This is a genomic window from Burkholderia anthinoferrum (assembly GCF_002925705.1).
Classification (GTDB): Bacteria; Pseudomonadota; Gammaproteobacteria; order Burkholderiales; family Burkholderiaceae; genus Burkholderia; species Burkholderia semiarida.
In genome coordinates this window covers 189241-211657 of sequence record NZ_LFZP01000067.1, presented here as the reverse complement: position 1 = coordinate 211657, position 22417 = coordinate 189241, and the positions used below count along the sequence as shown (strand labels likewise).

The window sequence follows — 22417 nt, the reverse complement described above, 5'->3', positions numbered from 1 at the left end:
GTTTCTCCAGGCGGGGCGGCCGGCGGGCCGGCCGGGCTCGGCGCATGCGCCGAACGACGGGAATCGATGCCGCCGGGCGGGGCGCCGAAGGGCGCGCGACCGCCGCGGGCTGGCGTTGCATCACATGTTAAGTGGAGCGAACAGCGCACCGCAGGTACAGCGCCGCAACGGGGAAAGCAGTACAGCTGAGCGTCCCGCCGGCACGGAAAGTGTTTTCCGTGCACACATCTTTGGCGGAGCGGGCATCACAGTTTCAGCGCACGTCCGAATGATTGCGAGTATCGTTGCAAACGCGATATCGTCATTCACGCTTCGATGCCGTGCGAGCGACCGGTTGCGTTCGCATGTGTCGCCGCCAAGCCGTCGCGCGATTTCCTGCTTCGAGCGTACGTCCTCACAAACCACGAGCAAATTACGGTCATGGAAATCTTCGATGCGTTCCATCTCGCCCGATTGCAATTCGCATTCACGGTGTCGTTCCACATCGTGTTCCCCGCGATCAGCATCGGCATGGCGAGCTTTCTGGCAGTGCTGGAATGGCGCTATCTCGTCACCGGCGACGCCGCCTACAAATCCATGTTTCAGTTCTGGTCGAAGATCTTCGCGATCGGCTTCGGGATGGGCGTGGTCTCCGGCGTCGTGATGGCGTACGAGTTCGGCACCAACTGGTCCGGGTTCTCGCGCGTCGCGGGCAACATCACGGGGCCGCTGCTCACGTACGAAGTGCTGACGGCGTTCTTCCTCGAAGCCGGCTTCCTCGGCGTGATGCTGTTCGGCTGGCAGCGCGTCAGCCCGCGCGCGCACTTCTTCGCGACGCTGATGGTCGCGGTCGGCACGCTGATCTCGACGTTCTGGATTCTCGCGTCGAACAGCTTCATGCAGACGCCGCAAGGCTACAAGATCGAAAACGGCCTCGTCGTGCCGGTCGACTGGTTCAAGGTGATCTTCAACCCGTCGTTTCCGTACCGGCTCGCGCACATGACGATCGCGGCGTTCATCGTCGCGGGCTTCATCGTCGCCGCGTGCGGCGCGTGGCACCTGCTGAAGGGCCGCCGCGACGAGCCGGTGAAGCGCAGCTTCTCGATGGCGCTGTGGATGCTGCTGGTGCTCGCGCCGATCCAGATCTTCGTCGGCGACGCGCACGGGCTGAACACGCGCGAATACCAGCCGGCGAAGATCGCGGCGATCGAGGGGCTGTGGGAAACCGAGAAGGGCGGCACCGCGCTGAACCTCGTCGGGCTGCCCGACATGCAGGCCGAAACCACGCGCTATGCGATCCAGGTGCCGCACCTCGGCAGCCTGATCCTCACGCACAGCTGGGACGGCGAGATCCGCGGGCTGAAGGAATTCGCGCCGCAGGATCGCCCGTATTCTCCGATCATCTTCTGGACGTTCCGGATCATGGCCGGCCTGGGGATGCTGATGCTGCTGACCGCGCTGCTCGGGCTGCTGCTGAGAAAGGGCGGGCGCCTGTACGAGACGCGCTGGTTCCAGTGGCTCGTCGTGTGCATGGGGCCGTCGGGCATCGTCGCGCTGCTGGCCGGCTGGATCACGACCGAGGTCGGGCGCCAGCCGTGGACCGTGTACGGCGTGCTGCGCACCATCGATTCGGTCGCGCCGCTCACCGCGCAGCAGGTCGGCGTATCGCTGCTGATTTTCGTGGTCGTGTACTTCCTGGTATTCGGAACGGGTATCTACTACATGATGAAACTGATGAAGCGCGGGCCGGCCGCCCAGGCCGGGTACATCGAGCTGCACCGGCATCCGGGGCTGCGCAAGAGCGCGCTGTCCACGCCGCTGAACGTCACCGAGGCGGAGTAACCATGCACATCGATCTTCCTGTCGTCTGGGCCGCGATCATCGGCCTCGGCGTGTTCATCTACGTGATGCTGGACGGCTTCGACCTCGGCATCGGGCTGCTGTTTCCGTTTTTCGATGCGAAGGCCGAGCGCCAGGTGATGCTCGACACCGTCGCGCCGGTGTGGGACGGCAACGAGACGTTCCTCGTGCTCGGCGGCGCGGGCCTCTATGGCGCGTTTCCGGTCGTGTATTCGACGCTGCTGCCGGCCAACTACCTGCCGCTGGTGCTGATGCTGGTCGGGCTGATCTTCCGCGGCGCGGCGTTCGAGCTGCGCGCGAAAGCCACCCGCACGCAGCACATGTGGGATCTGGCGTTCATCGGCGGCTCGGCGCTCGCCGCGTTCTGCCAGGGGATCGTGCTCGGTTCGCTGCTGCAGGGCATCAAGATCGAGAACAACCATTTCGTGGGCGGGCCGTTCGACTGGCTGTCGCCGTTCAGCATGCTGTGCGGGATCGGCGTGCTCGTCACCTATGCGACGCTCGGCTGCGGCTGGCTGATCCTGAAGGTCGACGGCGAACTCCAGCGCAAGATGCGGTTGCTGATGAAGCCGCTCACGGGCGTGCTGCTCGCGGTGATGGGCGTCGTGAGCCTGTGGACCGTGATCGGGCTGCCGGCCGTCGCGCACCGCTGGTTCGGCAGCGGCAACCTCGGCTGGTTCCTGCCGGTGCCGGTCCTCGTCGTCGCATGCGTGTGGGGCATCTTCCACGCGGTGAAGCGTGCGCACGAGGCCACGCCGTTCCTGCTGACGCTCGCGCTCGTGTTCCTCGGCTACACGGGGCTCGTGATCAGCATCTGGCCGAACATCGTGCCGCCGTCGCTGACGATCTGGGACGCGTCGTCGAGCCATTCGAGCCAGTTGTTCGCGCTGGTCGGCACCGTCATCGTGCTGCCGATCATCCTCGTGTACAACGCGATGCAGTATCGCGTGTTTCGCGGCAAGGTGCGCGAGGGCGACATCGGCTATCACTGAGCGGCACGCGAGGTGACAGGGCGCGGCGCTCGCGTATCATCACGCGCGGCGCGGTGCCCGGCACGGTGCCCGACAGAAAGCGGCCCGCCACGCGCGGGCCGTTGCGCATCGGGTGCGGGCGCAACGGGCTGCGTTGCGCATTCCTTTGGCAGTCGAGAAAACATCATGATCGTCAGACCACGACAGAACTGGCTCAGGATGCTGTTCGTATGGAACGGCTCCGTGCTGCAATCGATCATTCCGCAGCTCGTGTTCATGGCGATCGTCAGCACGCTGGCGGTCTTCACGAACGGGCGCATCTTCGGCGAGAAGATTCCGCTCAACACCGCGCCGTTCACGCTGTTCGGGCTCGCGCTCGCGATCTTCCTCGGGTTTCGCAACAACGCGAGCTTCGAGCGCTTCAAGGAAGCGCGGCATCTGTGGGGCAACCTGCTGATCGCCGCACGCGCGGTGACGTCGCAACTGCATCGCTACCTGCCCGACAGCGTGAGCGACGCCGAGCGCAACCGGCTCGCCGACCTGCTGATCGCGCTCGCGTATGCGTTGAAGCATCAGTTGCGTCATACCGATCCGACCGCGGATCTGCAGCGCATTCTCGGGGCGGAACGCGCGGCGGCGCTTGGCGGCAAATGCTACAAGCCGGTCGCGATCCTCGACGAACTGCGCGGCGGGATCGTCCGTGCGCTGGGCCGCGCGCCCGGCAGCGACACGGCCTGCTGGATGTTCGAGACGCAACTCGACGAGCTCGGCAAGTCGATCGGTGGTTGCGAGCGCATCCTGTCGACGCCGATCCCGTTTTCGTACAGCGTGCTGCTCCATCGCACCGTGTATGCGTATTGCGTGCTGCTGCCGTTCGGGCTCGTCGATTCGACGGAGTTCTTCACGCCGCTGATCTGCGTGTTCATCTCGTACACGCTGATCGCGCTCGAAGCGATCGCGAACGAAGTGGCCGAACCGTTCGGGCTCGCGCCGAATGCGCTCGCGCTCGATGCGATCACGCGCACGATCGAGCGGTCGGTGCTCGAACTCGGCGATCGGCCGATGCCGGAGGAGTTCGTGCCGGCGTCGACGTATCAGATCACGTAGGCGGCGCGGTCGGTAGTGCAGTCGTCGGTAAGGTTGATCGGCCGGGCCGGGAACGGTTGTGTAGACTCGGGCTCGTTCAATGGAGCCCATACCATGCAACTTCTCGATCACGTGTCGATCAGTGTTCCGGACATCGACCTGGCACGCCCCTTCTACGATGCCGTCATGGCTGCGCTGGGCGCGACCAAGGTCTATGACCGGCCCAACGCGCTCGGCTATGGTGAACGTTGCAGCGCGAATGACCCGGAGTCGACTTTTCTGGCGGTGTATCTGGACCCCGCCGAAATCGGGGCGAGCAAGCGGCACTGGTGTTTCAAGGCTGCTTCCCGCGAGCAGGTACATGCATTTTTCGACGCAGGGCTCGCGACGGGCGGCCAGTCCGACGGCGCCCCGGGCTTGCGGCCGCAGTACCACGGCGACTACTACGCGGCTTTCCTGGTCGATCCGGCCGGCAACCGGATCGAGGCCGTGTGTCATGCGGCGGGGGCGGGGCGCGAGCGGACGTGACGGAGGTGAGGCCCGGCGGCCGCTAGTTTTCGACTGCGTGGGAGTCCCACGTCCCGAGCGATATCGCTTTACTCGGCATGCCGACGGTCAACGCATGCCGCCGGAACGTATCAGTCGAAATACGTCAACCCCATCGCACCCTTCACCTCCGCGAGCGTCGCGCCTGCCACTTCCCGTGCATGCAGCGTGCCGCGCTTCAGGATCGCCATCACTTCCGCCTTGTCGGCCTCGAATTCGCGGCGGCGCGCGCGAATCGGCTCGATCAGCGCCTGCAGCCGCTCGTTGAGCACGCGCTTGACCACGCTATCGCCGAGGCCGCCGCGGCGATAGTGCGCCTTCAGTTCGTCGACCTTCGCGACGTCGGGCTCGAACGCATCGAGGAACGTGAACACGACGTTACCCTCGACCTGGCCCGGGTCGCTCACGCGCAGGTGGTTGGGGTCCGTGTACATGTCCTTCACGGCTTGCGCGATCTCGTCCGGCGTCGAGCCGAGCGTGATCGCGTTGCCGAGCGACTTGCTCATCTTCGCCTTGCCGTCGATGCCCGGCAGCCGCGTGACCGACGACAGCACGGCCTCGCATTCGACCAGCACCGGCTGCTCGACGGTCGCGTTGAAGCGGCGCACGAGTTCGTTGGTTTGCTCGATCATCGGCAGTTGATCGTCGCCGACCGGCACGTGGGTCGCCTTGAACGCGGTGATGTCGGCCGCCTGGCTCACCGGATAGGTGAGGAAGCCGGCCGGGATGTCGCGCTCGAACCCGCGCAGGCGGATTTCTTCCTTGATGGTCGGATTGCGTTCGAGGCGCGCGACCGTGACGAGATTGAGCAGGTATTGCGACAGCTCGGCGAGTTCGGGCACCTGCGATTGCACGACGATCGTCGAGATCGCCGGATCGATGCCGACGGCGAGGTAGTCCAGCGCGACCTCGATCACGTTCTCGGTGACGCGCTGGCGGCGGCCCATGTTGTCGGTCAGCGCCTGCGTGTCGGCGAGCAGCAGGAATTGCCGCGCTTCGTGCTGCATCTGCACGCGTGCGCGCAGCGAGCCGATGTAGTGGCCGAGATGCAGCGGGCCGGTCGTGCGGTCGCCGGTGAGAATGGTCGGGCGGGCGGGGTGAGTCATGGTCGTCGTTGGCTCCGGGTTGTCGAGGCCGCCAGCCATGATGTCGGCGCAGAAACGCGAATGCCGCCATCGCTGGCGGCATCACGTTTGGGACATGCAAAAGGAAACGGGCCGCCTGGGTCAGGCGCGCCACCAGCAATGCACGATCGGCGAGGCGGGTCGGGTTTCCATCGCGGCAGTATAGCGTAGTGCGTCGGGGGACGTGCGCGTCAGCGGATCACCGACTCCATCGCGAGGTAGGCGGTTTCGGCGGACGGCCACAGCAGATACAGCAGGCCGGCCATCAGCAGCCACGCGCCGGCGCGTACGAGCGGCGTGCGGTCCTTGTCGCGTGGGGAATGGATGGGCTGCTTCGATTTCTTCATGCTTGCAGGCGCGAGGTGCGCCACTCCAACGTTACTGCAACGGGTCGCGCGGGGCGAGGCCGGGGTGTTGCGGGGAAATGGGGCTCAATCTGGCTTCCCGTGCGGCGGGGCACGCGCGGGCATTTAAAGGGGAACGATCATGTGTTCCGCGAACGCATCGTTTCGTGCGAAGCGGTGCGCATGCTACCAGTTCGGGGCGGTGCGCACAGTCAGGAATTGTAGGGCAATGGCCCGAATGGATCGCGTCGCGTTCGGTCTGCGAGCCAAGCCGAGGCCGCAGTATTTCTCGGTCGGGTGCGATTGCCGGGGCCAATGATATCACCCGGAAAAAACCGGATGGACGCGCTGGTCGCGCGCGTGGGCACCATAATGAGCGGGCGATAATGGGTTCGCTTTTCTTGCGTGGGTATTCGAAATCGTGCGAAATCAATTACGTCCGACTGCTGCCAACCGTATTGGCTTCATGCAATTGGTTTCTGTTTTCCTGTTCTTCGCGTGTACAGCCTGTTCGAGGAACGATGTTCTCCCTCGGAATATGTCGCTGACTGCCTTCAATCCGCATCGCGGGGCATTTGCGTGCAAGCACGAATCTTCCGTCGCGCCGCCTGTCGAGCCAGAGGCCGATCGCTGGAATCAGCAAGCAATGGCGCTGACCAGTTCGCTGTTGTGGCCGAACCAGCGCGATTACAAGGGCGCTGTCGACTTGTGGACGAAGGCGGCCGAGCGCAAGCACTGGAAAGCCATGTTGAATCTGGCGAATGCCTACGCTCAGGGCCAGGGTGTGGAACGTGATGCGGAACATGCCGTTCAGATCACCGAACAGGCGATGAAACTCGGCATTCCGGCAGCCTACGACCTGATGGGCACGTACCACATGAACGGGATGGGCGTTAGGCAGGATGCCAGCCGCGCCTATGCATTCTGGCAACTGGCCGCCGATATGGGCAGCCCGAGTGCGATGGCGTATCTGGGCGGCAAGATGGACGCGCTCTATGACGACCCGAAGGCGGGCTTCTGGGGGAACCGCAAGATCGCACTCCAGATGCTTGAATGTGCGGTTGCGCAGGGCAACGGACTTGCCGCATATGAATTGGGAACGACGATTGCCGGCGATCGAGCCGAGTTGAGCGAGAACAACGAACGCGCACTCCAGACGCTGCATACGGGTGTGAAATTCGGTAATGCCGAGAGTGCGGGGTGGTTGAGTGCGTCGTTTGGCAAGGGGGACGCTCTGGTCGGCCATGTCAAGGATGAAGCCCGCGCCGAGCGCTACAGTGTCCTTGCCGATCGCCTCGAGCGCGACCCCGGCCTGCGTCTGCCGAATCTGGACAAGGTCGTGCCGCTGCCGCCCGCCAAGCTGCCCAGGTGGGACGGAAAGAAGGAGACGTTGATCGACGCGGCGAAGGCGGAGACGGAGACGTCCGCGCCGGTGTCGCCGGTCAAGCCCGCGGCGCATCCCGCGTCGTCGCGTACGGGCCGCGTGCATGTGCCCGATGGCTACATGCCGCCGGAGAAGCCGCAAGCCGCCGATCCTCCCCGAGCGGAAACGACGGCCGCTCCTGTCGGTGGTTACCGGCTCACCTGACACACACCGCCCGCCCCGCCTCCCGATTTCACATCCCCGTCGCACGGTTCGTCCTTGCAGCGGTCCTGCCGACATTTCCGGCAAGGCCGTCGCACGTCCCTTTCCCGGAGAACACCATGCGATATCCATTGCAGCACCCCGACGAGGCCGCCGTGACGCGGCGTCCATCCGAACCCGAACCGCACGTACTCGCGCCGCGAGCGACCGGCGAGGAGGGGTGAGCCATGAGCACTGAAGAACTGACCCCGCTGCTGCGGCAGCTTGCGGAGAAGCGACTCGGACGGCCGCTCGAGCCCGAAGAACAGGCGTTGCTCGAGCGGCTGCCGAGCCGGCAGGGGAACCCGCCGCCGCCCGCCGGCGGCCCGGCCGCGCAGGCGGGCGCCGCGAAGCCTCCATTGCCGCAATTCAAAACGCGGCAAGAGGCGCGCGAACAGATCAAGCATTTCCTGCAGCTCAACCAGCAAAAGGCGTACGAGAAGATGCGCGGGATCCTGCAGACGATCGATACGCAGAACGAGACGACCCTCGGCATGCTCGCGTCGGAGCAGCGGAAAGTATCGGGCGTACTCGACGCGCACGAGCCGGCGGGCGACGCGCAGGCGTCCGGCGCGGTCGAGATTCACGACAGCACCCGCGAGGCGCTGACGATGATCGGGGAACAACTGACGGGCCTGATCCGGCAGGAAATCGAAGCATGCTTCCGGCAATACGGCGATGCGCTCGCCGAACGGCTCGCTGGAGGGCTCGCCGTCAGGCTCGACGCGATGGAGGACCGGTTGCGGACCATCGGCGCCGGCCCGGCCGAACCGGCCGAACCCACCGCTGCCGTTCACGATACGCCCGGCGCAGCGTCCATGGAGTAGCACGCGGGTCATGCGGCCGAACGCGAAACCGGCCGGCCCCGAAGTGCGACCTCTCAACTACGTGAACCAAGGAGCAACAAATGGCTGATACGTGTCAAGTGTGCCAGGTCAATCCCGCGATTACCGATGCGGTCACACAGGTCAACGTCAAGGTGGTCGCGGAAGCGCCGGCAATGGCGATGGGCTCGCTGTACCAGGCCCAGAGCCATTCGCTCAGCATCCTGTTCGAGAACGCGGTGCAGCAGCAGTCGCAGGCCGCGATCCAGTCGCAAACGTCGACGAACGTGGGGACGATGCAGCTCTACACGATCGGGCCGGAAAGCGCGGGCGCGGCCGCCACGGAAATCGGCGCGAACGGGATCATTTCGATTCTGGCCGACGTGATCGCGATCGGGAAGGCAGTCAAGGGCTGACGCGCCATCGCAACGCCGTGGTCGAGCGGCGGCGCAAGCGGCGTGAGCCGCCCATGCCACCGCCGTGCCGCGAGTCGGCAGCATGGCCGCCGGCGCCTGAACAGCGGTGCCGCGCGGTGTTCCGGAGCAATCGACAGAACGGGCAGCACCGATTCGATGCGGCGCCCGTTCGCCAATCAGGAGAAATACGATGGCAAACGACGTAGACGATCCGAAAGACCCCTGCAACTGCACGACGTGCGCGGTCAACGCCGCGATCACCGACGCGGTCACGCAGACCAACGTCAAGGTGGTCGGCGAAGCGCCCGCGATGGCAACGGGTTCGCTGTACCAGGCGCAGAGCCACTCGCTGAGCGTGTTGTTCGAGAACGCGGTGCAGCAGCAGTCGCAGTCCGCGGTGCAACTGCCGACCTCGACGAACGTGGGCACGATGCAGCTGTACACGCTCGGGCCGGCGAGCGCCGGCGCATCCGCGACGGAAATCGGCTCGAACGGCGTGCTTTCCGTGTTGGCCGACGTGCTGGCGCTCGGCAAGGCGCTTGCCTGACGCATCACTGGCGCGGACGCCGGGCGGCGGCTCCCATCGGGTGCTGCCGCCCGGCGTCGGACGCCGTGTCGACACGCCCGCGCAAGCGGGCCCCAGCGGGCGCATCGGCGGCGCCGTGTCGCACGCGGCAGCGACCGACCCACTCATGCTTTCGCCGTGACAGCGTGTCAGCGGCGAACCAACCAGGAGCAACGACATGCCGGAACAGGTTTCTCCCGCGATGACCGATGCGGTCACGCAAGCCAACGTGAAGGTGGTGGGCGAAGCGCCCGCCGTGGCGTTGGGCACGCTCATGCAGTCGAACAGCCATGCGTCCGCGATCCTGCTTCACAACGCGGTGCAGATGCAGGCGAACCAGGCGATGTCCAACCTTGCCGCCACGACCGTCGGCGTCATGCAGCTCTATGCCGGGTCGCCGGCGGCGGCGGCCGGCGCGGCGCGCTCGGCGAGCGACAGCTTCGTATCGCAACTCGCCGCCGTCGCGCAGTTGATGAACGCCCTCGGTCACGGGCGCGGCTGACCTTCACCGCGCGCCGCATGACCCGGCGCGCATCCGTCCGCCCGGCGGCGCTGCGCGACGCACGCGCTTGCCGCGGCATCAATTGGCGTCGACGATGGTCCGGAGCTGCTCCGGTTTCTGAATCGTCACGCCGTGTTCGTGTAGCCGGATCAGGCCGTCGCGCTGCATCTTCCGCAGGCTGCTGTTCAGTCGCGGCCGGCTGACGTTGAGCATCGCGGCGAGGATGCTCTGGTTCTCCGGCAGCGGCACCTCGAGATCGTTCCCTTGCATGCGGTTCAGCAGATGGCGCGCGAGCCGTGCTTCGACCCGGTACAGGCATGCCGACTCGACGAAGTCGCTCAACTGGTGAAGGTGCCGGCACAGCTGATCATGGATGCGCCCCATGAATTCCGCGTTCGCCAGCAGCGGCGCGAAGTACTGGCGATACAGCAGCGAAATGCGGCAGTCGGCGCTCAACTGGGCGGTGAAACTGCGCCGGTGCGCGCGAATCAGCGTGTTTTCGCCGATGAGTTCGCCGGGCATCGAGTGGCCGAGAATGATCTCGCGCCCGCCGGGTTCGTGCAGTGTCTTGTAGACGCGGCCGCTGTGCACGAACGCGACGAAATCCCCCGGATCGCCCTTGAAGAACAACAGGCGATTGCCGTGTTCGGGCCAGGGCGTCACGTGCCGCTCGATGTGGGCGATCAGGCTTTCCGGGAGGCCGGCGAGTATCGGTATATTGCGCAGCGTTTGAGCGTTAGCAAGGGCAGGCATGGTTTCCGCGCGAGGTTGTTTGACGATGCGGCCACCTAGCGAAAAACGCTGCCTCTGGCATTGCGTGAAAAATGAATAATGAAAGTATTGAAATAATCGGCAAGCAGTCCGGACAGGGCGGCGCTCCGGCGGCAAGCGCGCTTGATCGACCGACACGGGAAGCAGCATGCCGACGCACGGACGCATCGCGGCGGTAGTCGTTCTTGTTCATCGCAATGCCGTTATTCAGTCAGGTCCGGCGGCGCACCTGAAACGACGGATCGGGCTATGCCGGCTAATTAAAATTTCCGTTCATAATAATCAAGATAATTTACTGCGCCCGATTATCGTTATATCGGTGTTACGCGGGTAACAGCGCCATTCCCGGCGTCGAATCGATTCTGTGTTTTCCATAAAAAAAGGAAGACACGGGATGACAACCTCGAACCAGCACGCTGCCTCGGCGCCCGAGTCTCCGGCGCAGCAGCTCGACCGCGCATGGCGGGAAATGCAGGGGAAATTGCGGCGCCGTGCGCGCCTGTTGTGCAAGGGTGATATTCACCGCGCCGACGAACTGCTTTCCGATACCGCGCTCAAGGTCCACATTTACCTGCAGCGCTCGCCCGAGCGCGTGCGGAATCTGACGGGCTTTCTCTTTCTGGCGCTGAATCACGCGTTCCTCGATGGCGCGCGCCGCCGTGTGCGCGAAAGCGGCATGCTCGAATTCGACTCGGGCTGGGACGACGATCACGCGGTCGAGCTCGCCGGCCACGCGCCGTCGGTGGAGCAGCAACTGCTGCTGCGGCAACAGCTGCTGCGTCTCGAACAGGCGCTGTCGATGCTTTCCCCGCAGCAGCAGATGCTGTTCACGCTGAAGTTCGAGGAGGACCGGCCCTATCTGCACATCGCCGCGACGCTCGGGATCAACGAGCCGCTCGCCAGAAAGCGCGTCGAGCTGCTGCGCAAGAAGTTGCGCGAGGAACTCGCGTGAGCGCGTTCACGAATGCCGGCACGCAGCGTTCCTAACGGCATGCGCGGCGTCGATGGCCTGCCGGCCCGCCCGTTCCTTCAACCGCATGCCGGAGCCGAGATCCGAGGAGGCCTCGTGGCAGACACAGTCAATGAGCAGATTACCGACGCGGTGACGCAGACCAACGTCAACGTCGTGGCGGGATCGCCGGCCCAGGCGCTGGGCATGCTTTACCAGATGTTCAGCCAGGCCGTCGGCATCTCGGCGCAGAACATGACGCAGCAGCAGGCCGCGCTGAACCAGATTTCGAACGCCGTGGTGTCGAAGGCCGTGGCCATGATCCTGTCCGTCGAAGCGTCGCCGAAGCCGGCCTCGGGCGGCGCGTCGCAGCCGGAGGCGGGCGCGCCGAAGACGGGTTCCACGCATTAGTACGCGATGACTATCGGGATACCTGAATCATGAACATGAAAGGTCTTTTGGGCGGACGCGGCGACGGCGCGACGCCGGCGCCGGACGATGGCGCGGCCGCCGCGGCCGAAGCAACGACGGCGGCCGATGTCGCATCGCACGCCGCTGCTTCGACGGCCGGCACGCGCACGTGGCCGGTCAACCGGCAGCGCAGGTTCACCGACGCGCTGAAGGCGCCGGACCAGATCGCGGGGGCCACCGGGGCCGCCTCGTCGGCGCTGCAGACCGTGCAGGCGATCAACGCGGAGGCGGCGTCCTACGCGACGACGCAGATCGCCGTCGGCCCGAACATGATGATCACGCAGGCGGGCGGCATGGTCGCGCAGGCGGCGGCCAACTACTTCGAGGCGACGACGTCGCTGGCGATCGCGGGCAAGAGCGTGTTGATGAAGGACCTGGCGCAGAAGACCATCGACGAGGACGTGAAAGGCATGGCGATGGATGCGGTGGGCCTGCTGTTGACGGACTTGTTCGTCGCGACCGCGGCGATCGTCGCCGGCGCCGCGGAGGCGATCGAAGGAGAAGCCGCGAGCGTCGCGCTCGACAAGATCGACGAGAGCCTGCAGAGGTATCAGACGCTGCTGGACAAGAAGGGCACGTAGGGCGCGCCAGCGGCGCATGACGATGCCATCGCAGGCCGCGCCCAGCACGCCGACGACGGTGCGGCGTGCTCGACCGGCATCGATCGACACGACCCGCCGGGCCGTCGGGCCGGACGGGATGTGAGCGGCAGGCGCGACGCGCGTTCTTCGTCGAATACGTCGCGGCCTGCTACCGGCAGTGTTGTCCAGTCATGTGAGGAAACCCATGTCCTACATCATTCAGAACGTAAACGGTCCCGCGCCGCTGGGGGTTGGCGAGCGCAAATGGGGAGATGCGACGGAAATCGATTTCGGCGCGATGACGAGCTGCATCGCGCTCGTCGAGCAAACGCCGGGTCAACCGACGTTGGTGCGCGGCATTCATCTGTCGATCGTGAGCCCCGACGGCACGAATGTCTACGATCCGGCGGCGGACGTTGCCGGACAGGTCGAGACGATCATGCAGCAGCAGGGCAACATGCGCGCGTGCCTCGGGCGCATCGATCTCTGGCAGGCCAGCACGTCGCAAGAGCTGCAGGATTTCTTCGTCGCGTTGATGATGAGTCTCGACATGACCGAATGGGTGCAGGTGCCGGACGGCAACCTGCGGGTGCGGCTCCACGGCGGCGTGATGCAGTATCAGCACGGCACTGGCGCATGGACCAACGTGTAGCCGAAACGATCGGCTGAAGCCGGCGCCCGCCATGCAGGCGGGCGCCGGTGCAGTGTCGTTCGACGGTATCGGCGCTGCGCGCCGGTACGGCCGGCCGTCCAGGCCGTCCCCAGCTTTTTTCTCGTCAACATCAACAAAAATCATCATTTCGCCCCCGGCGGCGTGTCAGCAGAATGTCTCCATTCCAGCTCACGCGACAGCACGCGCGTCGCACCGAGCCGCACTTCAGAAGGAGACAGCCGTGGCAGTCGAAACAACTTCAATCGATACGCTCGTCGTCGGCGCCGGGCAGGCCGGCATCGCGATGAGCGAGCATCTGGGCAAGCTGGGCGTGCCCCATCTCGTGCTGGAGCGCAGCCGCATCGCCGAGCGCTGGCGCACGGGGCGCTGGGATTCGCTGGTCGCGAACGGCCCCGCGTGGCACGACCGTTTCCCGGGGCTCGAATTCGACGGCCTCGCGCCCGATGCGTTCGCATCGAAAGACCAGGTCGCCGACTACTTCGAAGCGTATGCGCGCAAATTCAACGCGCCGATCCGGACCGGCGTCGAAGTGAAGAGCGTCGTGCGCAACACCGGCAAGCCCGGCTTCGGCGTCGAGACATCCGACGGCACGATCGACGCGAATCGCGTGGTGGTCGCCACCGGCCCGTTCCAGCGCCCGGTGATTCCGCCGATCGCACCGGACGACGCGCGCGTCGTGCAGATCCATTCCGCCGACTATCGCAACCCGGGCCAGCTTCCGGAAGGCGCGGTGCTGGTGGTCGGTGCCGGCTCGTCGGGCGTGCAGATCGCCGACGAACTACAGCGCGCGGGCCGGCAGGTCTATCTGTCGGTCGGGCCGCACGATCGCCCGCCGCGCGCATATCGCGGCCGCGACTTCTGCTGGTGGCTCGGCGTGCTCGGCGAATGGGACAAGGAAGTCGCGACCCCGGGCCGCGAACACGTGACGATCGCGGTGAGCGGCGCGCGCGGCGGCCACACGGTCGATTTCCGCGCGCTCGCGAATCAGGGCGTGACGCTGGTCGGGCTGACCAAGGCCTTCGACGGTGGCGTGGCCACTTTCGAACGCGATCTCGCGATCAATCTCGCGCGTGGCGACGAGAACTACCTGTCACTGCTCGACGCGGCCGACGCCTACGTGGCCCGCAACGGCCTCGACCTGCCGGAAGAACCGGAAGCCCGCCGCATCCTGCCTGACCCGGCATGCGTCGCGCATCCGCTCCTCTCGCTCGATCTCGCCGCCGCCGGCGTCACGTCGATCGTGTGGGCGACCGGCTATGCGGTCGACTACGGCTGGCTGAACGTCGACGCATTCGCGCCGAACGGCAAGCCGCAGCACCAGCGCGGCGTGTCGAAGGAGCCGGGCATCTATTTCCTTGGCCTGCCGTGGCTGTCGCGGCGCGGCTCCAGCTTCATCTGGGGCGTGTGGCACGACGCGAAGCACATCGCCGATCACATCGTCACGCAGCGCAAGTACCTCGCGTACCACGACGCGGCGCAGCACTGCGCGGCCGCGCACGCGGCACGGCCCGAAGCCCGCGCGCTCGCCGAAGCGGCGAACTGACCTCCCGACCCAGTCCGCCGCGCCGCGACCGCTTCCGGCGCGGCGGGCGATCATACCGACACTCGAAGGATTTCGATGAGCCAGCCTACCCATACGCGTATCCGCATGTTCAACACGAAGGATACCTACCCGAACCAGACGCTCGACAACGACCTGTGCCAGGCGGTGCGCGCCGGCAACACCGTCTACGTGCGCGGCCAGGTCGGCACCGATTTCGGCGGCAACCTGATCGGCCTCGGCGATGCACGCGCGCAGGCGGAGCAGGCGATGAAGAACGTCAAGCAGTTGCTCGAGGAAGCCGGCAGCGACCTCACGCACATCGTGAAGACGACGACCTACCTGATCGACCCGCGTTATCGCGAACCCGTGTACCAGGAAGTCGGCAAGTGGCTGAAGGGCGTCTATCCGATCTCGACGGGGCTCGTCGTCTCGGCGCTCGGCCAGCCGCAATGGCTGATGGAGATCGACGTGATTGCGGTGATTCCCGACAACGGGCAGCCGAACCGCGCACAGGAGGCGACATGACTTTCTCCATCGTCGGGCGTTGCCCGGAGACGGGCCAGCTCGGTATCGCGATCAGCTCGTCGAGCATCGCGGTGGGCGCACGCTGCCCGTGGGTGCGCGCGGGCGTCGGCGCGGTCGCGACGCAGAACGTCACGCTGCCGGCCCTTGGGCCGCAGACGCTGGACCTGATCGAGCACGAGCAGCTCGCGCCCGCCGCCGCGCTCGACCGCGCGCTGAGCGCGAACGGCTGGAGCCAGTACCGGCAGGTCACGGTGGTCGACGGGCAGGGACAAACGGCCTTTTTCACCGGCAAGGAAGCGCTCGGCACGCACCACGCGGTGCGCGGCGAGCAATGCGTGGCGGCCGGCAACCTGCTGGCTTCGCCGGACGTGATCGGCGCGATGGTGCGCGCGTTCGAGCAGGCGTCCGGCTTGCTCGCCGATCGTCTGCTGGCCGCGATGCACGCGGCGATGGTAGCCGGCGGCGAGGCGGGGCCCGTGCATTCGGCCGCGTTGAAGGTGGCCGGCGACGTGGTCTGGCCGATCGTCGACCTGCGCGTCGACTGGGCCGATACCGACCCGATCGGGCAGCTCGATGCGCTGTGGCGTGCGTATCGGCCGCAGATGCAGGACTACCAGACGCGCGCGCTGGACCCGACCGCCGCGCCGAGCTACGGAGTGCCGGGCGATGAATGACACGTCGAGCCGCGCGTTGCTCGAACGGCTGATCGCGTTCGCGACCGTCAGCCGCGATTCGAACCTCGAGATGATCGGCTTCATCCGCGACTATCTCGCGGGCTTTGGCGTGGCGAGCGAGCTGTTCCACAACGCGGACCGCACAAAGGCGAGCCTGTACGCGACGATCGGCCCGTACGTGCGCGGCGGCGTGGCGCTGTCAGGCCATACCGACGTCGTGCCGGTCGACGGGCAGGCGTGGACGGTCGAGCCGTTCCGGCTGACCGAGCGCGACGGCCGCCTGTACGGCCGCGGCACGGCCGACATGAAGGGTTTCATCGCGTCGGTGCTCGCGGCCGTGCCGGCGTTCGTCGCGCGGCCGTTGCGCGAACCGGTGCATCTCGCGTTCTCGTACGACGAGGAAATCGGTTGCGTCGGCGTGCGGCCGATGCTCGCCGAGTTGGCCAAGCGTGCGCACCGCCCGCGCGTATGCGTGATCGGCGAGCCGACCGAGCTCAAGCCGGTGCTCGGCCACAAAGGCAAGCTCGCGATGCGGTGCCACGTGAAGGGCGCGGCGTGCCACTCGGCGTATGCGCCGCTCGGTGTCAACGCAATCGACTACGCGGCGAAGCTGATCGGCCGGCTTGGCGAGATCGGCGCGGCGCTCGCGCGGCCCGACCGGCACGACAGCCGTTTCGATCCGCCGTTCTCGACCGTGCAGACGGGGCTGATCAAGGGCGGCCGCGCGCTGAACATCGTGCCGGCCGAATGCGAATTCGATTTCGAGGTGCGGGCGCTGCCCGATTTCGATGCGCACGACGTGCCGAGAACGCTGCAGGACTATGCGGAATCCGAACTGTTGCCGAAGATGCGCGCGGTGCAGCCCGATACCGACATCCGGCTGCAGCCGCTCGGTGCGTATCCGGGGTTGGCGACCGCGCCGGACAGCGATGCCGCGCGCCTGCTCGCGACGTTGAGTGGGTCCGACGCGTTCGGCACGGTGGCGTTCGGCACCGAGGGCGGCCTGTTCGGGCAGGCCGGCATTCCGACCGTCGTGTGCGGGCCCGGCAGCATGGATCAGGGGCACAAGCCCGACGAGTTCGTCACGCTCGAACAACTGCACGGATGCGACACGATGATGGCGCGCCTCGCCGCATATCTCGCTTGCGCCGGCTGAACCGGCGGCCGACACGCACGCATCGCATCGTGCGGCGCGTGCGTGTGCTTGTTCCCGTTCCTGTTTGCGATCGCGGCGCTTACCGCGCCGCTCGAGCGACGATCTGCGCGAGCCGCTCGCGGCAGAAGTCGACGAATGACTGCGCCTGCTTCGTGAGCTGGCCGCGCTTCAGCCGCGCACTCACGAGCCCCGACGGGCTCACCGTTTCGCTGAGCGCGATCGTCACGACGCGCTGGCCGTCGTACGTGTATTCCGAGTGCGGACGCGTGACGAGCAGCGAGAAGCCGAATCCCTGGCCGACCATCCCGCGCACCATCTCGATCGACGGCGAGCCGAACACGATGTTCGGCGTGAGCCCGAGTTCATGAAACAGACTGACGAAGTACGTGCGGCTCGGCTGCACGTCGAGCAGGATCATCGGCTCGACGCACAGGTCGCGCAGCGACACGTGCGTCTGGCCCGCGAACCGATGGTGCTCCGGCAGCAGCACGTACGGCTGCTGTGGCGGCATCAGCGGCTCGGTTTCGATCGTGCCGTCCAGATCGTGGTCGTACATCAGCGCGAGGTCGAACGTGCCCGACGTCAGCCCCTGCACGAGTTCCTGCTGGTCGCCGTCGCGCAGCCGGATGTTCACGCCCGGGTAGCGCTCGCGAAAGCCGGCGATCAGTTGCGGCAGATAGAGCGGCGCGACGGTCTCGAAGCAGCCGATGTCGATCTGCCCGGTGACCACGTCGTTGTCGGCGAGCGCGTTCTGTTCGAACTCGTGCGCGATGCGCAGCAGTTCCTGCGCTTTCCGGTAGAAGCGCGTGCCGCTCGGCGTCAGCGACACGCCCTGCGCGTGATGGCGAATGAACAGCTTCACGCCGAAGCTTTCCTCGAGCCCCTTGATCGCGCTGGAAATCGACGGCTGCGCGATGAAGAGCTGGCGCGACGCCTCGGCGACGCTGCCGGATTCGACCGTCGTGATGAAGTATTTCAGTTGCCGCAAAGTGTAGTGAGCCACAAGCACCTCTGATGCCCGGCCCCGGCGTGCCGCCGCGGGCGCACGTGCGTTCCATAGGGAAACAGACCCTGGCACCTTACCCGAAGTCGTCCGGCGCCGAACATTCCGCTGCAGAGCTTTTTCGTATATCCCGAAAATATTTTTAGTATTTTCCGGTCCCCACCCCCGTGGCGCACCATCGTCTCCAACCTGGATCGCGACGAGGCCGCGTACGCCGGCGGGCGTCATCCGCCCCCGTCTGCCGCGCATCGCGCATCCGGACCCGATTGCAGGCGCGCATCCCGGCGCGCACCGGCGAAAACGGCCCGCGCGCATCGCCGCGCACGACAGGAGGCATCACCATGACGAACGCGGAACGCAATGCGTCCCCGATGATAGAGAAACACACGATCGGCTACGTGCCGCCCACGGAGCGCCACGGCAAGGTGCGCGACCTGTTCACGCTCTGGTTCGGCGGCAACATCGCGCCGCTGCCGATCGTGACCGGCGCGCTCGGCGTGCAGCTGTTCCACCTGAACCTGATGTGGGGCATCGTCGCGATCGTCGTGGGCCAGGCGGTCGGCGGCGTGCTGATGGCCCTGCATTCGGCGCAGGGGCCGCAGATGGGCATCCCGCAGATGATCCAGAGCCGCGCGCAGTTCGGCTCGTGGGGCGCGCTGCTCGTCACGGTGATCGCGGCGGTGATGTATGTCGGTTTCTTCGCGTCGAACATCGTGCTCGCCGGCAAGTCGGTGCACGGCATCGCACCGTCGGTGCCGGTGCCCGTCGGCATCGTGATCGGTGCGGTCGGCTCCGGGCTGATCGGGATCGTCGGTTACCGGTTCATCCACATCCTGAACCGCATCGGCACGTGGGTGCTCGGCATCGGCATCGCCGTCGGCTTCTGGATGATCCTCTCGCACGTGAGCACGGCCGATTTCCTCACGCGCGGCGGTTTCGACTTCGCGGGCTGGCTCGCGACGGTGTCGCTGTCGGCGCTGTGGCAGATCGCGTTCGCGCCGTACGTGTCGGACTATTCGCGCTATCTGCCGGAGGACGTCGGTGTCGCGTCGACGTTCTGGGCGACCTATCTCGGCTGCACGATCGGCTCGACGCTCGCGTTCATCTTCGGCGCGGTCGCGGTGCTCGCGGTGCCCGCCGGCGCGGACACGATGGATGCGGTCAAGCAGGCGACGGGCCCGCTCGGCCCGCTGATGCTCGTGCTGTTCCTGCTGAGCGTGATCAGCCACAACGCGCTGAACCTGTACGGCGCGGTGCTCGCGGTGATCACGTCGGTGCAGACGTTCGCGTACAAGTGGATTCCGACCGCGAAGGCGCGCGCGGTGGTATCGGTCGTGATCTTCGTCGCGTGCTGCTATGCGGCGATCGGCGCGTCGACGAACTTCGTCGGCAACCTCGTCGATCTGGTGCTTGCGCTGCTGGTGGTGTTGGTGCCGTGGACGGCGATCAACCTGATCGACTTCTACGTGATCCACAAGGGCAAGTACGATATTCAGTCGATCTTCATGGCCGACGGCGGCGTGTACGGCCGCTTCAACCCGCAGGCGCTGCTCGCGTATGCGATCGGCATCGTCGTGCAGATTCCGTTCATGAACACGCCGATGTATGCGGGCCCGATTCCCGCGCATCTGGGCGGCGCGGACCTGTCGTGGCTCGTGGGCCTGCTGCTCACCTCGCCGCTGTACTACTGGCTCGCGACGCGCGACAGCGCGTACCGGCGCCGGCAGGGCGCGGCGCATCTGCCGCCGACGGCGGCGCGGTAAACGCGGCGTCGTTCGACGCGATCGAATGAAACGGCCGCTGCATCGGTAGCGATGCGGCGGCCGCGAGGCCGAGGAGCAGCGCGGCAGGCGGGCCGAAGGGCGCGGCGTGTGCCGCGACCCCGCCCGCCCGCGGATCAGACCGCCGCCGAGCGCGCGACGCGTACCGGCACCGACTTGTACGACGGCGTGCCGCTTTCCTTGTCGATGTAGTCGAGCGGCACGAGCACGTTCGCTTCCGGATAGTACGCACCGACCGAGCCCGGCGCGATGTCGTACTCGATCGCGGTGATCTTCTCGAGGCGCAGTGTGCGGCCCGACGCGGTGACCGTCTCGATGTCGACGAGGTCGCCGTGCTCGAGCCCGTACTTGTCGAGATCGGCCGCGTTCATGAACAGCACGTCACGCCGGCCGAACACGCCGCGATAGCGATCGTCGAGACCGTAGATCGTCGTGTTGTACTGATCGTGGCTGCGCAGCGTGATGAGACGCAGCACCTGCTCGGCGCCGAGCACGTCCGCGTCCTCCTTCACGCCCTTGTAGACCGAGAACATCGCCTTGCCGGTCGGCGTCGGCCATACGCGCTCGGTGGGCGGCAACGGCAGGCGGAAGCCGCCCGGCGTGCGGATCCGCTCGTTGAACGCCTCGAAGCCGGATACCGTCTTGTCGATCAGGTCGCGGATGCGGTCATAGTCGGCGATCAGGTCGAGCCACGCGACCTTGCTGTTCGGCAGCGTCGCGTGTGCGATGCCGGCGACGATCGCGGGCTCCGAGCGCAACTGGTCCGACGCGGGCTTGAGCTTGCCGGCCGACGCGTGGACCATCGACATCGAATCCTCGACCGTGATCGACTGCGGGCCGGTGGCCTGCATGTCGAGCTCGGTGCGGCCGAGCACCGGCAGGATGAAGGTTTCCTTGCCGACCAGCAGATGCGAACGGTTCAGCTTCGTGCCGAGATGCACGCTCAGGTCGAGCTTCGCCATCGCCGGGAACGACAGCTCGGGATCGGGCAGCGCGACCGCGAAGTTGCCACCGAGGCACAGCAGCGCCTTCGCGGTGCCGTCGATCATCGCCTGCATCGCCTGTACCGCGTCGTGCCCGTGCTGCGCGGGCGGCGTGAAGCCGCACACGTCCTCGATCTTCTTCAGGAATTCGGCCGACGGCTTCTCGGTGATGCCGACGGTGCGGTTGCCCTGCACGTTCGAATGGCCGCGCAGCGGGCACACGCCGGCGCCCGGCTTGCCGATGTTGCCGCGCATCAGCAGCAGGTCGGCGATCAGGCGCACGGTGGCCGTGCCCTTGTTGTGCTGCGTGACGCCCATCCCGTACGTGATGATCGTCGCGTTCGACTTCGCGTACGCGAGCGCGACCTGTTCGAGCTGCGCCTGGCTCAGGCCGCTCGCGCGCTCGATGTCGTCCCACGACGTCGCTTCGAGGTCGGCCGAGAACGCATCGAAGCCGTTGGTGTGCTGCGCGATGAAGTCGCGGTCGAGCACGCCGCCTTGCTCGGCTTCGAGCTTCAGCAGCGCCTTCATGATGCCCTTCAGCGCGGCCGCGTCGCCGCCCGCGTCGACCTGGTAGTACGTCGACGCGATCCGCGTCGAGCCGAACGACGCCATCTCGATCATGTCCTGCGGATCGGCGAAGCGTTCGAGCGCGCGCTCGCGCAGCGGGTTGAACACGATGATCGGTACGTTGCGGCGCGCGCACTCGTGCAGCGTGCCCATCATCCGCGGATGGTTCGTGCCGGGATTGTGACCGATCGAGATGATCAGCTCGCAGTGGTCGAAATCCTCCAGCGACACGGTGCCCTTGCCGATGCCGATCGACTGCGGCAGGCCGACGCTGGTCGGCTCGTGACACATGTTCGAGCAATCGGGGAAGTTGTTGGTGCCGAGCTCGCGCGCGAACAACTGGTACAGGTACGCGGCTTCGTTCGACGCGCGGCCGGACGTGTAGAACTCGACCTGCTCGGGCGGCAGCGCGCGCAGCACTTCGCCGATGCGCGCGAAGGCGTCGTCCCATTCGATCGCCCGGAACGTGTCGGTCGCGCGGTCGTAGGCGAGCGGATGCGTGAGCCGGCCCATGTTCTCCAGTTCGTAGTCCGACATGCGCAGCAGCGACGACACGGTGTTCGCCGCGAAGAACTCGGGCGTCACGCGCTTGGTCGTCGCTTCCCACGTGACGGCTTTCGCGCCGTTCTCGCAGAACTGGAACGTCGACTTGTGCTCCTTGTCCGGCCACGCACAGCCGGGACAGTCGAAGCCGTCGGGCTGGTTGGTCCGCATCAGCACGATCGGCGCCTCGATGGTTTCCATCTGCGTGCGCACCGCATCGGCTGTCGCGCGAAGCGCGCCCCAACCGCCGGCGGGCCCGTCGTATTTCCTGATGCCTGGCACTTCGCGTCGATTTGTCATGGTGAATCTCCAATAGCCGGGCCCGATGCGGGTGGCTCGGTTGCGCCGTGTCG

At 66.3% G+C, this 22417-nt stretch carries 23 protein-coding genes; 18 read left to right on the top strand and 5 right to left on the bottom strand.

What is annotated here, in order from left to right; genetic code table 11:
• Positions 1 to 420 precede the first annotated feature (420 nt).
• The 4 genes from C5F75_RS34025 (at position 421) to C5F75_RS34010 (ending at position 4424) form a co-directional block, all read left to right on the top strand.
• Positions 421 to 1821 (top strand): cytochrome ubiquinol oxidase subunit I, encoded by a 1401-nt coding sequence (locus tag C5F75_RS34025; protein WP_059574934.1) that lies wholly within the window; start codon positions 421 to 423, stop codon positions 1819 to 1821.
• A gap of 2 nt (positions 1822 to 1823) precedes the next feature.
• Positions 1824 to 2831 (top strand): cytochrome d ubiquinol oxidase subunit II, encoded by a 1008-nt coding sequence (gene cydB / locus C5F75_RS34020; protein WP_059574936.1) that lies wholly within the window; start codon positions 1824 to 1826, stop codon positions 2829 to 2831.
• Between the two features lie 165 nt (positions 2832 to 2996).
• Entirely contained in the window at positions 2997 to 3917 is a 921-nt protein-coding gene (locus tag C5F75_RS34015; RefSeq protein ID WP_104013371.1) for a bestrophin family protein, read from the top strand.
• Between the two features lie 93 nt (positions 3918 to 4010).
• Positions 4011 to 4424 carry a VOC family protein gene (locus C5F75_RS34010; protein WP_089466103.1) on the top strand — a complete coding sequence of 138 codons (414 nt, stop codon included), beginning with the start codon at positions 4011 to 4013 and terminating at the stop codon, positions 4422 to 4424.
• Between the two features lie 110 nt (positions 4425 to 4534).
• On the opposite strand, the gene trpS is transcribed toward C5F75_RS34010, so the two are convergent.
• Both trpS and C5F75_RS36990 read right to left on the bottom strand, forming a co-directional pair.
• Positions 4535 to 5548, bottom strand: a complete 1014-nt coding sequence (gene trpS / locus C5F75_RS34005) for a tryptophan--tRNA ligase (protein WP_059575188.1) — start codon at positions 5546 to 5548, stop codon at positions 4535 to 4537.
• 209 nt (positions 5549 to 5757) lie between these two features.
• On the bottom strand, positions 5758 to 5913 hold the full coding sequence (locus tag C5F75_RS36990; protein WP_167351636.1) for a hypothetical protein: 156 nt from the start codon (positions 5911 to 5913) through the stop codon (positions 5758 to 5760).
• A gap of 535 nt (positions 5914 to 6448) precedes the next feature.
• Here C5F75_RS36990 and C5F75_RS34000 point away from each other — a divergent pair.
• The 5 genes from C5F75_RS34000 (at position 6449) to C5F75_RS33980 (ending at position 9841) form a co-directional block, all read left to right on the top strand.
• Positions 6449 to 7498 carry an SEL1-like repeat protein gene (locus C5F75_RS34000; RefSeq protein WP_258048629.1) on the top strand — a complete coding sequence of 350 codons (1050 nt, stop codon included), beginning with the start codon at positions 6449 to 6451 and terminating at the stop codon, positions 7496 to 7498.
• A 224-nt stretch (positions 7499 to 7722) separates the two neighbouring features.
• Positions 7723 to 8361 carry a hypothetical protein gene (locus tag C5F75_RS33995; RefSeq protein WP_104013370.1) on the top strand — a complete coding sequence of 213 codons (639 nt, stop codon included), beginning with the start codon at positions 7723 to 7725 and terminating at the stop codon, positions 8359 to 8361.
• 80 nt (positions 8362 to 8441) lie between these two features.
• On the top strand, positions 8442 to 8774 hold the full coding sequence (locus C5F75_RS33990; RefSeq protein ID WP_059574945.1) for a RebB family R body protein: 333 nt from the start codon (positions 8442 to 8444) through the stop codon (positions 8772 to 8774).
• A gap of 190 nt (positions 8775 to 8964) precedes the next feature.
• On the top strand, positions 8965 to 9321 hold the full coding sequence (locus tag C5F75_RS33985) for a RebB family R body protein (protein WP_059574947.1): 357 nt from the start codon (positions 8965 to 8967) through the stop codon (positions 9319 to 9321).
• Between the two features lie 196 nt (positions 9322 to 9517).
• A complete protein-coding gene (locus tag C5F75_RS33980; protein WP_104013369.1) occupies positions 9518 to 9841 on the top strand; it encodes a RebB family R body protein in 324 nt (107 codons plus the stop codon).
• A 78-nt stretch (positions 9842 to 9919) separates the two neighbouring features.
• Here C5F75_RS33980 and C5F75_RS33975 read toward each other — a convergent pair whose 3' ends face one another.
• Entirely contained in the window at positions 9920 to 10762 is an 843-nt protein-coding gene (locus C5F75_RS33975) for a Crp/Fnr family transcriptional regulator (protein WP_258048627.1), read from the bottom strand.
• A gap of 244 nt (positions 10763 to 11006) precedes the next feature.
• Between C5F75_RS33975 and C5F75_RS33970 the strand changes: the two genes are divergently transcribed.
• From C5F75_RS33970 to argE, 8 genes are all read left to right on the top strand, one after another.
• A complete protein-coding gene (locus C5F75_RS33970; RefSeq protein ID WP_059574953.1) occupies positions 11007 to 11564 on the top strand; it encodes an RNA polymerase sigma factor in 558 nt (185 codons plus the stop codon).
• 114 nt (positions 11565 to 11678) lie between these two features.
• Entirely contained in the window at positions 11679 to 11972 is a 294-nt protein-coding gene (locus C5F75_RS33965; RefSeq protein ID WP_059574955.1) for a RebB family R body protein, read from the top strand.
• A 35-nt stretch (positions 11973 to 12007) separates the two neighbouring features.
• Positions 12008 to 12613 carry a hypothetical protein gene (locus C5F75_RS33960; RefSeq protein WP_257220845.1) on the top strand — a complete coding sequence of 202 codons (606 nt, stop codon included), beginning with the start codon at positions 12008 to 12010 and terminating at the stop codon, positions 12611 to 12613.
• 205 nt (positions 12614 to 12818) lie between these two features.
• Entirely contained in the window at positions 12819 to 13265 is a 447-nt protein-coding gene (locus C5F75_RS33955) for a hypothetical protein (RefSeq protein ID WP_060967396.1), read from the top strand.
• Between the two features lie 241 nt (positions 13266 to 13506).
• Positions 13507 to 14829, top strand: a complete 1323-nt coding sequence (locus tag C5F75_RS33950; RefSeq protein ID WP_104013367.1) for a flavin-containing monooxygenase — start codon at positions 13507 to 13509, stop codon at positions 14827 to 14829.
• A 75-nt stretch (positions 14830 to 14904) separates the two neighbouring features.
• A complete protein-coding gene (locus tag C5F75_RS33945; RefSeq protein ID WP_059574963.1) occupies positions 14905 to 15354 on the top strand; it encodes a RidA family protein in 450 nt (149 codons plus the stop codon).
• Positions 15351 to 16028 (top strand): DUF1028 domain-containing protein, encoded by a 678-nt coding sequence (locus C5F75_RS33940; RefSeq protein ID WP_104013366.1) that lies wholly within the window; start codon positions 15351 to 15353, stop codon positions 16026 to 16028. Before C5F75_RS33945 ends, C5F75_RS33940 begins: the two co-directional genes overlap by 4 nt.
• Positions 16021 to 17184: an acetylornithine deacetylase gene (gene argE, locus C5F75_RS33935; RefSeq protein ID WP_104013365.1), complete on the top strand. Its 1164-nt coding sequence runs from the start codon at positions 16021 to 16023 to the stop codon at positions 17182 to 17184. The genes C5F75_RS33940 and argE overlap by 8 nt, the downstream gene beginning before the upstream one ends.
• Positions 17185 to 17263: 79 nt before the next feature.
• On the opposite strand, the gene C5F75_RS33930 is transcribed toward argE, so the two are convergent.
• The gene (locus C5F75_RS33930) at positions 17264 to 18187 is read right to left on the bottom strand and encodes a LysR substrate-binding domain-containing protein (protein ID WP_059574969.1); all 924 of its coding nucleotides are present in this window, start codon (positions 18185 to 18187) and stop codon (positions 17264 to 17266) included.
• A 341-nt stretch (positions 18188 to 18528) separates the two neighbouring features.
• Here C5F75_RS33930 and C5F75_RS33925 point away from each other — a divergent pair, with 341 nt between their 5' ends.
• Positions 18529 to 19950, top strand: a complete 1422-nt coding sequence (locus tag C5F75_RS33925; RefSeq protein WP_059642907.1) for a purine-cytosine permease family protein — start codon at positions 18529 to 18531, stop codon at positions 19948 to 19950.
• A 134-nt stretch (positions 19951 to 20084) separates the two neighbouring features.
• Here the strand turns inward: C5F75_RS33925 and C5F75_RS33920 are convergent, their stop codons facing one another.
• A complete protein-coding gene (locus tag C5F75_RS33920; protein ID WP_104013364.1) occupies positions 20085 to 22364 on the bottom strand; it encodes an FdhF/YdeP family oxidoreductase in 2280 nt (759 codons plus the stop codon).
• Between the last annotated feature and the right edge of the window lie 53 nt (positions 22365 to 22417).

Coding starts and splice junctions, on each gene's coding strand:
- C5F75_RS33995 (WP_104013370.1), top strand. CDS start 7,723: ATGAGCACTGAAGAACTGACCCCGCTGCTGCGGCAGCTTGCGGAGAAG.
- argE (WP_104013365.1), top strand. CDS start 16,021: ATGAATGACACGTCGAGCCGCGCGTTGCTCGAACGGCTGATCGCGTTC.
- C5F75_RS33970 (WP_059574953.1), top strand. CDS start 11,007: ATGACAACCTCGAACCAGCACGCTGCCTCGGCGCCCGAGTCTCCGGCG.
- C5F75_RS33990 (WP_059574945.1), top strand. CDS start 8,442: ATGGCTGATACGTGTCAAGTGTGCCAGGTCAATCCCGCGATTACCGAT.
- C5F75_RS36990 (WP_167351636.1), bottom strand. CDS start 5,913: ATGAAGAAATCGAAGCAGCCCATCCATTCCCCACGCGACAAGGACCGC.
- C5F75_RS34015 (WP_104013371.1), top strand. CDS start 2,997: ATGATCGTCAGACCACGACAGAACTGGCTCAGGATGCTGTTCGTATGG.
- C5F75_RS34025 (WP_059574934.1), top strand. CDS start 421: ATGGAAATCTTCGATGCGTTCCATCTCGCCCGATTGCAATTCGCATTC.
- C5F75_RS33920 (WP_104013364.1), bottom strand. CDS start 22,364: ATGACAAATCGACGCGAAGTGCCAGGCATCAGGAAATACGACGGGCCC.
- C5F75_RS33975 (WP_258048627.1), bottom strand. CDS start 10,762: ATGCTGCTTCCCGTGTCGGTCGATCAAGCGCGCTTGCCGCCGGAGCGC.
- C5F75_RS33985 (WP_059574947.1), top strand. CDS start 8,965: ATGGCAAACGACGTAGACGATCCGAAAGACCCCTGCAACTGCACGACG.
- C5F75_RS33945 (WP_059574963.1), top strand. CDS start 14,905: ATGAGCCAGCCTACCCATACGCGTATCCGCATGTTCAACACGAAGGAT.
- C5F75_RS33940 (WP_104013366.1), top strand. CDS start 15,351: ATGACTTTCTCCATCGTCGGGCGTTGCCCGGAGACGGGCCAGCTCGGT.
- C5F75_RS33955 (WP_060967396.1), top strand. CDS start 12,819: ATGTCCTACATCATTCAGAACGTAAACGGTCCCGCGCCGCTGGGGGTT.
- trpS (WP_059575188.1), bottom strand. CDS start 5,548: ATGACTCACCCCGCCCGCCCGACCATTCTCACCGGCGACCGCACGACC.
- cydB (WP_059574936.1), top strand. CDS start 1,824: ATGCACATCGATCTTCCTGTCGTCTGGGCCGCGATCATCGGCCTCGGC.
- C5F75_RS33980 (WP_104013369.1), top strand. CDS start 9,518: ATGCCGGAACAGGTTTCTCCCGCGATGACCGATGCGGTCACGCAAGCC.
- C5F75_RS33960 (WP_257220845.1), top strand. CDS start 12,008: ATGAAAGGTCTTTTGGGCGGACGCGGCGACGGCGCGACGCCGGCGCCG.
- C5F75_RS34000 (WP_258048629.1), top strand. CDS start 6,449: ATGTCGCTGACTGCCTTCAATCCGCATCGCGGGGCATTTGCGTGCAAG.
- C5F75_RS34010 (WP_089466103.1), top strand. CDS start 4,011: ATGCAACTTCTCGATCACGTGTCGATCAGTGTTCCGGACATCGACCTG.
- C5F75_RS33925 (WP_059642907.1), top strand. CDS start 18,529: ATGACGAACGCGGAACGCAATGCGTCCCCGATGATAGAGAAACACACG.